This window comes from Candidatus Izemoplasma sp. (assembly GCF_982632705.1).
Genome location: NZ_CEXEES010000020.1, coordinates 15,284 through 27,602 on the forward strand (window position 1 = coordinate 15,284; position 12,319 = coordinate 27,602).

The 12,319-nt window shown below is 31.9% G+C and carries 9 protein-coding genes; all 9 read right to left on the minus strand.

What is annotated here, in order from left to right; genetic code table 11:
- Nucleotides 1-1,080, minus strand: a 1,080-nt coding sequence (locus tag AC2LE6_RS04295; RefSeq protein ID WP_484478020.1) for an L-lactate permease, incomplete at its 3' end; no start/stop codon positions are given.
- 73 nt (nucleotides 1,081-1,153) lie between these two features.
- Nucleotides 1,154-2,950 (minus strand): hypothetical protein, encoded by a 1,797-nt coding sequence (locus AC2LE6_RS04300; protein ID WP_484478021.1) that lies wholly within the window; start codon nucleotides 2,948-2,950, stop codon nucleotides 1,154-1,156.
- A 71-nt stretch (nucleotides 2,951-3,021) separates the two neighbouring features.
- Nucleotides 3,022-3,921: a hypothetical protein gene (locus AC2LE6_RS04305; protein WP_484478022.1), complete on the minus strand. Its 900-nt coding sequence runs from the start codon at nucleotides 3,919-3,921 to the stop codon at nucleotides 3,022-3,024.
- Between the two features lie 55 nt (nucleotides 3,922-3,976).
- Nucleotides 3,977-4,696, minus strand: coding sequence for a 3-oxoacyl-ACP reductase FabG (gene fabG, locus AC2LE6_RS04310; RefSeq protein ID WP_484478023.1), 720 nt, complete (start codon nucleotides 4,694-4,696; stop codon nucleotides 3,977-3,979).
- Nucleotides 4,696-5,910 (minus strand): acetyl-CoA C-acetyltransferase, encoded by a 1,215-nt coding sequence (locus AC2LE6_RS04315; protein ID WP_484478024.1) that lies wholly within the window; start codon nucleotides 5,908-5,910, stop codon nucleotides 4,696-4,698. Before AC2LE6_RS04315 ends, fabG begins: the two co-directional genes overlap by 1 nt.
- A gap of 139 nt (nucleotides 5,911-6,049) precedes the next feature.
- Nucleotides 6,050-7,468 (minus strand): MATE family efflux transporter, encoded by a 1,419-nt coding sequence (locus AC2LE6_RS04320; RefSeq protein ID WP_484478025.1) that lies wholly within the window; start codon nucleotides 7,466-7,468, stop codon nucleotides 6,050-6,052.
- A 91-nt stretch (nucleotides 7,469-7,559) separates the two neighbouring features.
- On the minus strand, nucleotides 7,560-10,079 hold the full coding sequence (locus AC2LE6_RS04325) for an HD domain-containing phosphohydrolase (protein WP_484478026.1): 2,520 nt from the start codon (nucleotides 10,077-10,079) through the stop codon (nucleotides 7,560-7,562).
- Between the two features lie 24 nt (nucleotides 10,080-10,103).
- Complete coding sequence (locus tag AC2LE6_RS04330; protein WP_484478027.1) at nucleotides 10,104-11,678, minus strand: GH3 family acyl-acid amido synthetase; 1,575 nt, start codon at nucleotides 11,676-11,678, stop codon at nucleotides 10,104-10,106.
- Nucleotides 11,653-12,228 carry a methyltransferase family protein gene (locus AC2LE6_RS04335; protein WP_484478028.1) on the minus strand — a complete coding sequence of 192 codons (576 nt, stop codon included), beginning with the start codon at nucleotides 12,226-12,228 and terminating at the stop codon, nucleotides 11,653-11,655. The genes AC2LE6_RS04330 and AC2LE6_RS04335 overlap by 26 nt, the downstream gene beginning before the upstream one ends.
- Nucleotides 12,229-12,319 lie beyond the last annotated feature (91 nt).

The window sequence follows — 12,319 nt, forward strand, 5'->3', positions numbered from 1 at the left end:
TTTCATTGCTTGTATTACAGCACCCATTTTACCAGTTTGATAGTATGATGCAAATACCGCTGCTATCAACAGAATAAATCCTGGAGAGTAAAAAATACTGAATGAACTTGATAGACCTGTACCTAGTACATTGGTCAAACTTAGAAAGTCTAATCCTTTTAAAAGTTCTTCAATTGGACCAATAATTCTAGATATGATTAATAATAAGACAACTACAATATATGGACTCCATGCTTTAATCAAAGATGTTTCATTCTTCTCGATTTGAATAGGTTCATAATGAGGAACTAAGAATCCTTTCATTGTAGTGTACGACACTATCATTATTGTAACTATCGGAGTCACAATACTAACGAACTCAAATCCTACAATTCTCGAACTAATAAACGCAAGTACTGTATAAAGTACACCTACATATAAAGTCCATGGAACTATTTCTTTTATAGATCTAAATTTGTCTTTTTGTTTTGATACAATGATATACATAACACTGATCATCAATGGTACAAATACACCACTGAATAAATCTATTAATGTAATTGCATTGGCAACACCACTATACGATGCTCCTGTGCCTTGTAATCCAACAACCAAAGGTGTTCCAACTGCTCCAAAGGAAACAGATGTACTATCTCCAATTAATGCCAATACTGCTGCAATAAAAGGATTAAACCCAATAGATACTAACAATGGCCCAGTTATAGTCGCTGGTGTTCCAAAACCACTTGCACCTTCTATCAAACCACCAAACAGGAATACAATAATTACACTCAGTAATCGTTTATCTTTAGTGATACTCATAAATCCTTCATTGATTCTTTTTATTGCCATTGTATTTTTTAGTGTATTTACCAATGTTAATGCACCAAATAGAATCAACAATATAGTTATGGTTTTATGCAAACCGATGAACACAGCTCCTGTAAGTACATCAATTGTAATTCCCCACAAGAAATATCCACCCATCATTATCAATAACATACTAATAGACATACCACTTTTGGCACTCATTCTAAATACAACAAGTAAAACAAAGGGTACAAGTATCGGTATAAAACTAACTAAATATTCTAGTATCATCTCATCACCACTTTCAACACAAATATATAATATATTTAGCTACTTTTCAATTGAAAGGATAATGTATACGTTTTTATTTTAATTTCTTTACGACAATCCCAATTATTGTTAAGGAAATAACCAATCCAGAAATAATCAAAGATGTATAATTTTCTTCTTGTTCTAGTACTTCAATAACAAAATCTTTAATGATTTTGTTTCCTTCATCATCAGTGAATTCAACTTGATAAACATACATACCAGGTGTTTTCTCATTACCATCATACTCATTGATTAATGTTTTTATTTCATACTCTCTATCTTCAAGTTGATTTGAGTTTCTTAATAGTTTCAAGGCATCTTCATGACCAAACGTCACAGATGGATTCAACTTTACGATGTAGTCATCTACGAAGATCACAGGTAACTGATCATCTATCAACGTTACTGTCACTATATACGTTGTTTCTAATCCAGATCCGTCCACTACTCCAAATACAACTTCAAACACCCCGGTTTTTAGATCACTATTTGATAATTCATCACTAATTATGTATATGTCATTAATCCCTAAAACATCTATATTATCACTCACAATGAGCATCTCTTTGATATCTTGAATAGATACATCACTCAAATATCCATACTGTAAACTCGTTGGTCCACTTAAAGTAGGTGGAATTGTATCAGTAATATTTATTGTTAGAGTATAACTTGATGTATTTCCAGTATAATCTCTTAACTCTATATCAACAAAATAAGTCCCTACTTGATGTTCATTACCCGAATACAAATCTGTGATTATAAGAATTTCTATATCAGATTCGTAGTTATCAGAGAAATTTATTGAATCTATAACATCTACAATGGTTACTACTTCTTCAACTGGATAATTATACACTTGGTCTGAAGTCATAACTGGTGCATCAAAATCATTTATGTAAATCATCAAATCCTTCGTAGTAATGTTTCCCGATGAATCTATTACTTCTACAGAAACTAAAGATGACCCGATTGATGTTTTAACTGAATACTCATCGTGTGTAATCGTGTATCCTATGTCTCCATCGTATTCATCATATATATTGAGTGCACTTAAAATATCATCAATATTAGGAATAGTATTCACATCTACATCAAATACAGATGGTCCTTCAATAACTGGAGGTACTTCATCCTTCACAATAATTAACAATTCAAATGATGCTTTATTACTACTAGAATCACTCACTTCAAGCGAAACATTGTATTCTCCTACAACACCTAAGTTTGATGTGTAGCTATCTCCTGTAATAACTATCAAATGACTGATATCACCATCAACATCATCTAATGCTGTCACATGATTCATTATGATATCTTCTATACTTGTCGTGTCTTTATAATCAGTAATGTATGCTCCTGTATTAAGAAAATCAGGACTACTCGTATCATTAAGTGGTGCAATGTACGCTTCATACTCTGTTGACATATTCCCTTCTTCTAACATGAACACGTCAAACTGATAATAGCTATAATATAACCCTGCTGTTTCACTATAGATTTCAATTATAATGTAATCATCATTTGCTACTGTAAATGTACAAGATATAACATCTGTTTGAATACAGTTATTCTCTTCTGGTATTCCATCAATATAATCAATATCCCCAGAGACATATATCATTACATTTTCTAGAACTTCGGTAGGTGGTACGGTTATTGTATATTCAGTTAACCTCTTGACTCTAATAGGATCAATACTTCTAATAGAGTTATCTCTAAACTCAAAATTATTTTCATCCAAATAGTTCTTCCCACCAGGAAGCTTACTACTAAGTAATGTTCCCTGTACATCTCTTAACACAAACACAAGTGCAATCATTGCGATTGCCAGTACTATTCTTTTCATTTATATCACCTCAAAAAGATAGTACCAACAACATCTATACTTTACTCAAAAAAAAGAGACAAAATCGTCTCTTAATTATTTCTATGTAATCTTAATGCCTTAATTTTTTGATAGTAAATATATCCCATCCATTCATACTTAACCTTAGTTTCAAACACATCATCAAATTGAAACCATTTCCAATTAGGGAATACATCTAATGTATCAACAGACTCTTTAACAAGTTCTAAATTCTTAACCAGTAGTTTCCGATGATTATTCGTATAATGCTGATCAAGTAAATACACCTTGTATGGTTCTAAACCATACTCAGACCATTTATCTTTGTCCTCATTAATAAGACGATCAATAACTTCGTGTAAACGATCATGAATTAAATTTTTAACATCATCATCTACATAAGAATGAAATATCAGTGCACTAAATGCATTATGAAAATCAGCATTTAAAAACTGATCACTTAATATATGCTTTAGAACATTGTTGATTTGCTTATTGATATCAAGTGTACTTAGATACTTTCTATGTTTAAACAAATATCCAATTACTTGAGCATCTGGATTTCCATATGTAAAATTAGTATCGTATTTATCATAGTTCCACCATATAGCGTGTGGAAATGAATCCACTTCTTTTGTTACTAATTTAAATCCATCTTTATTTGAATCATATTGCGATTCTAAATACGGAACAATTTGTTTGGTTATTTCTAGAGTTTTAGATTTGTCTTTTATCTGTGTTAATACATCTATTGCCATATTGGTTGCTAAGATACTACTATTTGGCATTTGAGCATCTGGTTCTAATCCGTGACCAAAACCAAAATCTTTATTTTGGTATTTTAATAATTCTTTAACTAGTTCATCATCCACGTTTTCAAACAAACTTCTTATTAGTAGCACATCTATTGTTCTTCCTTTGTCTTCAACAAGAGGAAGGACTTTTTTATATACAAATTCTTTAGATATCATAGTATCACCTCAACTCTATTATACAACAAAAAGAAAAAGCAGTAAAATTACTGCTTTATAATCTCATTCCACCATTCACACTCAAAGTGTGTCCTGTAACATAACTTGCTTCATCACTTGCTAAGAATAAAGCAGAGTTTGCGATTTCAACTGGTTCTCCTAAACGTTTAAGCATAGTCATTTGACTGAACTTATCTAATAAATCCTGAGGTACTGTTTTTAATATATCAGTCATAACATAACCTGGAGCAATTGCGTTTACACGTACAGGAATTCCTTTTCTAGCGAATTCTTTTGCCCACGTTTTTGTTAAACCGATTAAACCAGCTTTTGTAGCACTGTAGTTTGCTTGTCCAATATTACCAAATTCTCCAACAACACTACTAATATTAATAATACTTCCTCCACCAATTGTTTCCATTTGGGGACCGATATGTCTTACTAAATTGAACACACCTTTTAAATTAACATCCATAACCAAATCCCATTGTTCATCAGTCATTTTTCTTGTCATTGAATCTCTTGTGATTCCAGCGTTATTAACTAGAATATCTATTTGTCCATGTTCTTTTATGATTTCATCATAGAAAGTCTTACATGCTTCAGAGCTTGCAACATTTAATTCTTTATAAGATACATTCTTTTGTTCATATGATAAAGGTGCCATATCTGCAGCAATTACGATTGCTCCTTCATTGCTGAACCTAACACATATTTCTTTTCCGATACCGTTGCTACCACCCGTAACAACTGCGATTTTTCCTTGTAATCTCATTATTTTGCCTCCACATTCTTAACGATGATTGCTGTACCCATACCTCCACCAATGCATAAACTAGCTAGTCCATACTCAGCGTTTTGTTTCTTCATTTGGTGTATCAATGTCGTTGTGATTCTATTTCCACTTGCTCCAACAGGATGTCCAATAGCAATAGCTCCACCATTTACATTTGTACGTTCCATTATCCAATCTTCAGTAACTGAATGATCCGTTGATAATTGTTTTACTACACCTAAGCTTTGGGCAGCGAATGCTTCATTTAATTCGAATAATTCAATATCTTTTAACTCGATATTTGCTTGATTTAATACATTCTTAATTGCAGGTACTGGACCTAGACCCATTGTTTTTGGATTTACTCCACCTTGTCCGATTCCAATAATTTCTACCATCGGTGTTAAATTGTATTCTTTTAATGCTTTTTCACTAACTACAATCATGAAACTAGCTCCATCGTTAATACCACTACTATTCCCAGCAGTAACTGAACCGTCTTTTTTAAATGCTGGACGTAATGAAGATAATTTTTCTAACGTTGATTTTCTGTTTGGATATTCATCTTTATCAAACGTAAATTCATTTCTTCTTAATTTTACATGTATTGGTACTATCTCATCTTTGAAGACATCGTTGTCTACAGAGTTGATTGCTTTTTGTTGTGAGTTAAATGCGAACTCATCTTGTTCTTCTCTTGTTAATCCATATTGGTCTACAATATTTTCAGCTGTAATACCCATATGTGTTCCATCAAACGCATCTGTTAATGCATCATAAATCATATGATCGATTGCCTTAAATCCACCCATTTTGATACCGTTACGTGCACTGTCAGGTACTAGATACGGTGCTTTACTCATGCTCTCTGCTCCACCAACAACTACGACATTATGTAGTCCTGCTTTGATAGAAGTAAATGCATTCATAATTGTCTTCATACCACTACCACAAACCATGTTTAATCCATATGCTGGAACTTCTTGTGGAATTCCTGCTTTGATTGAAATCTGTCTTGCGACACCTTGTCCCAATCCTGCTGGTAAAATGTTACCAACGATTACTTCATCGATTACGCAAGGATCTAATTTTGTTTCCTCTAACATATTCTTAATTACTTCTGCTCCGTACTCACTTGGATGTAATGAACTTAAGCTCCCTAAGAAACTTCCTACTGCGGTTCTTTTTGCTGCTACTATAAATACTTTTTCCATAATTCCTCCATAATACAAAAATTTGATTTCTTACCACTTTTGTAGTGGGTTTTATCCATACTTATTATATATTTTTTGAAAACGCTTTACAACCAATATATTAGATATTTTTTGCACTAAATAAAAAAGTACAACTTGATTAAATATCAAGATGTACTTTTGGTTTAAAGTCTAGTTTTCTATAGAAGAAATATCCAATGAATGCAATTCCAAAATTACTGATAAGCATTCCTGTCCAAACCCCTTTTGGTCCAAAGTCTAAAACATATATTAGTAGTAATATCACAGGGATTCTAAGACCCCATAGTCTTGTGATACTAACTATGAATGTGTATGTTGTTTTTCCGGTCCCATTGAATGCGCCTAGGAACGCTTGGAAGATTGCCATTAATGGTAATCCAATCAATAAGAAGAACATGTATTTCGTTGTAAGATCAAACACTTCAGTCCCTCTTGTATAGAAGATAGATGCAAGTGCTCCTCTAAGAGGCATTAACGCAAGACTTAGTACTGCCATTATAACAAGTGACAAAATCAATGCTTTCTTAAATGAATCTTTCGCTCGTTCAATATTTAAGTTCCCAATATTTTGTCCGATATATGCAGCTAATACTCCACCAATTGCCATAACTGGGTGAAGTGCCAAACTACTCATTCTATTTCCTACACTGAATGCACCTACCACATCATTATTAACCATTTCTAAGCCCGTATTGACATCGATGTATGAATAACTGAATTTATGGATAAGAATTGAGGTTAAGAACGCAAACCCTATTGCTGTAATGGCTTGCCCGAACGCTGCTGGTACACCAGTTTCGATTAATTGTTTTGATACTGATTTTTTTATCTTAAATCTTTTTAATGATATTGTTAAATCTGAATCTGATTTAAAAAGTTTATGTACTATAAATGGAGCAATTGCTACTTGTGCTATAACTGTTGCAATAGCAGCTCCTTCTACACCCATATCTAAAACCATAATTAAGATTGGTGAAAGTATTATATTTAATAAGATAGTGATTACACCATATTTTACAGGTGAAACTGTATCTCCTGTTGATTGTCTGATTGATTGATATGCAAAGAATATAAATAAGAATGTAAGTTCTAATGATCTGATTCTTAGATAGATTACGCTTTTTTCAAGCAAGTATCCTTCTGCCCCCATAAGTTTCATAATATGTGGTGCTCCAAAGAATCCAAGTAATGTCAGAGTTACTCCAATGATGATTGATAAAATTACTAAGTTAGTCGCATATATTTTAGCTTGTTCTATTTGTTTAGAACCAACCAATTGTGAGATCAATGCGGTCCCTGCAATACTTAACCCAATCCCAAGAGAGATAAAGAAGAATATGACAGGAAATGTAGTTGATATTGCGCTTACACCTGAAGCACTATCTTCTACAACTTTTGAAACGAAAATAATATCAACAACATCATGAATTGTTTTAATAAAGTTGTTCAACATTATTGGTAAAGCTAGGATAAATAACCCTCTATAAATACGTTTATCTTTTAGTATCAAATACCTTTTCGAATCATCTTTTGACATACCATCACCTTCTCACGTTACAAATTATAACACTGTTATTTATAATATCAAGTTACAATTTATGATAAGTTGTCACATCAAAAAAGACTATCTAAAATGATAGTCTATTTTCAAGTGTTAATGATTCTAATTTGCCGTCGTTTACCATACTTAAAAACTTTTCTACTAACTCTGGATCAAATTGAGATCCTGCGTTTTTCTGTAGTTCATACAAAGCTTGATCAAGAGATAATCCTTTTCTATATGGTCTATCAGTTGTCATCGCATCAAATGAATCGGCGATACAAATAACTCTACCTAGTAATGGAATATTATCTCCACTGATACCACGAGGGTATCCACCACCATCATATCGTTCATGATGACTTATTATTATAGGGATAGTATCTACTAAGTTTGGTATGTGTTTTATGATATTTATACTCTGTACAACATGTGAGCGCATTATTTCCATTTCTTGATCTGTTAAGTATCCTCTTTTTAGTAATACAGATTCTGGGATCCCAACTTTACCAATATCATGTAATAACCCTGCGTTTCTTATTGTATCTATTTCATTATCTGTTACTTCGATTTGTCTAGCCAGTGCAACGGCAAGTTCAGCAACATTATTTGAATGACCGAATGTATAGTGGTCTTTCGCATCTATTGTTGCTGCAAGTGCATACGTTGAAGACAAATATGCTTCTTTTATTTTATCTTGTACATTCTTTTGAACTTCATCTAATTTTTGTTCATTATCACTGTATACAAGAGATTTATTTCTTCCTGATTGCTTACAATGTTGAACCGCATCAAATGCTTTTTTAACTACTTCTTCTAATGTACTTCCGTGCTCTTTGTAAAGAGCTGCTCCTACACTTACAGTTAAGAATTCTTTGATTTCAGTTGATAACAAGAATTTGTTCTCAACTGCTTTTCTAATATCTTCAATTGATGTAAGCATTTTGGCACGATCATAATTAGGATAATATATTCCAAACTCTTCTCCACCATATCTAGATATGAATGCCTCTTTTGGAGTATGTTCTTCGATAATTGAAGCGATTCTTTTTAATGCGTTATCTCCAGCACTATGTCCGTACAAGTCATTGTATATTTTAAACTGATCGATATCGACAATAGCGATTCCTGCAGTTTCAAGTGAGTCTTTTTTTAGAAACGATGTTACTTTTTCATAGAAATGTCTATGATTTGATAACTTAGTTAATTCATCGGTTACTGATTGTTTTTTTAAGTTATCCAGTTGTTTCGCATTCTCAATAATTGCTGATCCATTATTTAGGATTGTTTTTAAGAATTGGACCTCTTGTTCTGTATATGGTGTTTCATCAATTCTTTCACTTATAATAACCATTCCAATGATTTGATCATCTAGATACTTAATCGGAGCGATAAGTTCTGTATTCATGCTCTGAATCACTCTTTTTTCGCTGTCCCATAGTTTTTTGAATAGAATATGATTATCTACTTCTGTTTTTAGTAATATCTCTTTACCATCGTTAAACCAGGTTAATACTGGATGTCCAAAAAGGATAGATGATGCTTTGTAGTTTATATCCGTAATTGTTGAATCATGTAAAATGTATTTGTTTGAGTTTTTAAGTAAGATTGAAACATCTTTACACTCCATACCTTGCTTAATCGCAAACATTAATGATTCTGATATTTTTTCTAAACTGAATGATGAAGAAATGATTGAACTAAATTCATTTAAAATAATTTGTCTATCTGTTGATGCTCTGTAGAATATATTTTGAGATATTTTTTCTAGTAGTCTTCTAATTGGTTCTAGTAATAAGAATAACGGAGACATAATTAAAATCGATGTAAACTGAGTTTGTTCTAATGTATCATGCATGAAGTCATAAGCAGCTATTATTACAGAAGCATATACAATATACAATAATACATTATATAAACTGAAATATAATCCTCGTTTTACAACTAGATTTAACTCTAGAAACTTATTTCTATATATTGAATATGTGATTAAGATTGCACTAAACCCATTGAATATAATATCAATAGCGTACTTACCTAATGTTTCTGATATATTCAGTGCTCCACCAATTACAACAATTCCAACTCCAAAGATTACTAATTGAACTTTCTTTGAGTTTACTTGTTCTTTCCTGACAGCTTTAATCATTGTAAAGAACGCTACCGAACTAACAAGTAATGAAACTGCCGCAACTAAATAAGCTCCTGCTTTTACCAATGTATAATCAAATACTCCATCTGTAACCCACGCATCTTCTACTACGTTACCAGTAAATGATAATACGATTAAGAAGACTCCAGCTACATATGACCAAGCTAGTATTGGTTTCTTACCTGTTTTGTTAATTAAAACATAACTAAATTGTAGTAAGAATACTGGGACAAATATAAATGCGGGCTGTAGTATAAATTTGTTATAGAATAATGGTCCAGGTGAAATCCCCGTTTTCATAAGAAAAGACCCTAAACTCCATACAATCATAGCGACTATATAATAGTTGAAGGCTTTTGATAATCTTGTTTGATTTGATGTAATGATAATAACTAATATAAACACATATAAAATCACACTTATTAATGGTATTAAAAGTAAGATATTTAATGTCATAATAGTCACCTCTCTTTAAGTAGATTATATTGAACTAAGATTTAATAACGCTTGAATCTCTTCGTTTGTTGGATTGATAGAAGGTATTTGATGTCCCATTGCTTCTTTGAACTGTTCAAATGTTCCATCTTCTAACACAGTGACTTTTAAAGGGTCATGTCCTAACAATTCATCAACACTTCTGTAATCCTGATCTAATTCTTTCATCTTGTTATTGATTCTAGAGTATAATTCATCATGTTTCAAGTTTTCTTTATTTTCAATATAGATATTTAAGTAAGGAGTACTGTCTCCAATCTCTTTACAAGCCGTCCAAGTAGAACTACTTATATCTTCAATTTTTAGTGCATCTCCAATAAGTTGTTTCGTAATTCTAGTAAATCCTGATAAATCTATTATGTTATGTACTCTATCTAAGTATTTAACTTGAGGTAAATTAATTTTATCTTCTTTGTTTGTTAATGACACACATTTCATGATATCTCCAATACGATATCTTACAAATGCACCACCACGTAACTTTGTGATTACTAGTTCATATGTTTCTCCTTCTTGAAGTTCATTGAATAGCACTGTAGAAGGTATATAATTTTTCTCTTTTTCTTCTTTGTTTAATTCACTTTTAGGAATAAACTCTAAGAAGTTAACATCTGGGAAGAAAGTTAATCCGTTTCTACTCCATGTTTCAGTAGCGACAGCTGCACTTTCAGTACCTCCAAATATTTCAAGAGGAGTTATCCCGTAATAATGTTCAATTTTTGCTTTATATGTATCACTATCAGTTCCACCACAAACGATTCCTTTAAATTCAAATAAATCTTTTGGTAGTAACTGTTGTTTTTTAATTTTCTTTTTATACCATGCTTTCACCATTTTTAATGCTTGTTTGAAGTTTCCAGGCATTGGTAGTTTTGATTTACTATTTGAACTACTAGAATAGGCTTCACCTATTTTTACAAGTACACTTGATAATCCAAAGAATAAATCAGCCCCGTGTTTCATAGCCTGTGTAAATCCTACTTTATTTCTATCTCTGAATGATAACTTTTCAGCTTCATCAGTAGACGGTAGATATTCAAAATCAATTTCCGCTTTTAAAATATATGGTGCATATCCAGTTAAATAAGGGATTGGAGCCATACCATATAAGAATCTATCAAAGTTTCTTAAATTGAAATGTCCTCTTTTTTTACTCGTCGATAAGATTAAAGCACTTAAGAACATTTTAGTGTGTTCTTCAATCATAACCTCACTATATGGTGCAAGTTTAATGGGTTGCTTTCCACCTTTCCAAGTGGTCTGAACCCAATGTTTTGGTTTAGAAGGTAAATCTTCTTCTCTTTTATTTAACAATGTATCTGCGTAATCATCATACGTTGTTAATGGAACTCTCTTTCTGAACTCGGCAATTGTTTTTGGGGTCTTTTTCCCCATTATTGTTTTACCTAATGTAGACTTACTCAGTAAATCTATTTGTTCTAAAAGTAGTCTTTCTTGAATTTCCATAAATTCATCAAGACTCAAATCTAAGAATCCTAAATATGATTTCCATATTCCGTCATAGTCTTCTTCTCTAAGCATTTCTCGTAAGTTTCTCATGTTCTCCTCCATTGATCGTTTTAAGACATTTCTGTACACTACTTCTTGTTGGTATGATCATTGGTGTTGATTGCTTGTACTCTTCATAGTTATCAAACAACGCTTTAAAGATAAAACGTTCTTGGAATACTACGTAAACAATATTTACAATTGTCCATACAATACCAGCAATAAGTATCATATAATCTGCAAATACAAATGAACCAAACACATAATACAGTAAAAACCATAATACACCTGGATGTCTTGATAAAGCATAAGTACCAGTTGTAATAAGTTTCTTTTCAGAATTGTTTTTACTTACCTCAATGACAATGCTGTAGATCATCATAAGTAAAAATAACAATGTGAAGGCAAAAGAAATCATTCTGATTGATAATGGTAACTCGTAATTATAACCCTGAGTCAAAATCACTACACTAAGTATTATAATTAAAAAAGTTCCTGAAAACGCAGAAAGATTTTTATAAACACACTTATCTCTCAATCCACAGTAATCAGCAACAAATAGCAACACAAACCCTAGAACTCCCAAGCCAATTAATATCATGTAAATCACTCCTAGACCAATTGTTATTTTACTAACTATAAAATTAATTACTACAAATTTCCAAATATCGGCAGTTTTTTATAATTAGTAG

Bases quoted from the DNA above. Each gene is read 5' to 3' on its own strand.
- AC2LE6_RS04300 (WP_484478021.1), bottom strand. From the start codon at position 2,950: ATGAAAAGAATAGTACTGGCAATCGCAATGATTGCACTTGTGTTTGTG.
- AC2LE6_RS04305 (WP_484478022.1), bottom strand. From the start codon at position 3,921: ATGATATCTAAAGAATTTGTATATAAAAAAGTCCTTCCTCTTGTTGAA.
- fabG (WP_484478023.1), bottom strand. From the start codon at position 4,696: ATGAGATTACAAGGAAAAATCGCAGTTGTTACGGGTGGTAGCAACGGT.
- AC2LE6_RS04315 (WP_484478024.1), bottom strand. From the start codon at position 5,910: ATGGAAAAAGTATTTATAGTAGCAGCAAAAAGAACCGCAGTAGGAAGT.
- AC2LE6_RS04320 (WP_484478025.1), bottom strand. From the start codon at position 7,468: ATGTCAAAAGATGATTCGAAAAGGTATTTGATACTAAAAGATAAACGT.
- AC2LE6_RS04325 (WP_484478026.1), bottom strand. From the start codon at position 10,079: ATGACATTAAATATCTTACTTTTAATACCATTAATAAGTGTGATTTTA.
- AC2LE6_RS04330 (WP_484478027.1), bottom strand. From the start codon at position 11,678: ATGAGAAACTTACGAGAAATGCTTAGAGAAGAAGACTATGACGGAATA.
- AC2LE6_RS04335 (WP_484478028.1), bottom strand. From the start codon at position 12,228: ATGATATTAATTGGCTTGGGAGTTCTAGGGTTTGTGTTGCTATTTGTT.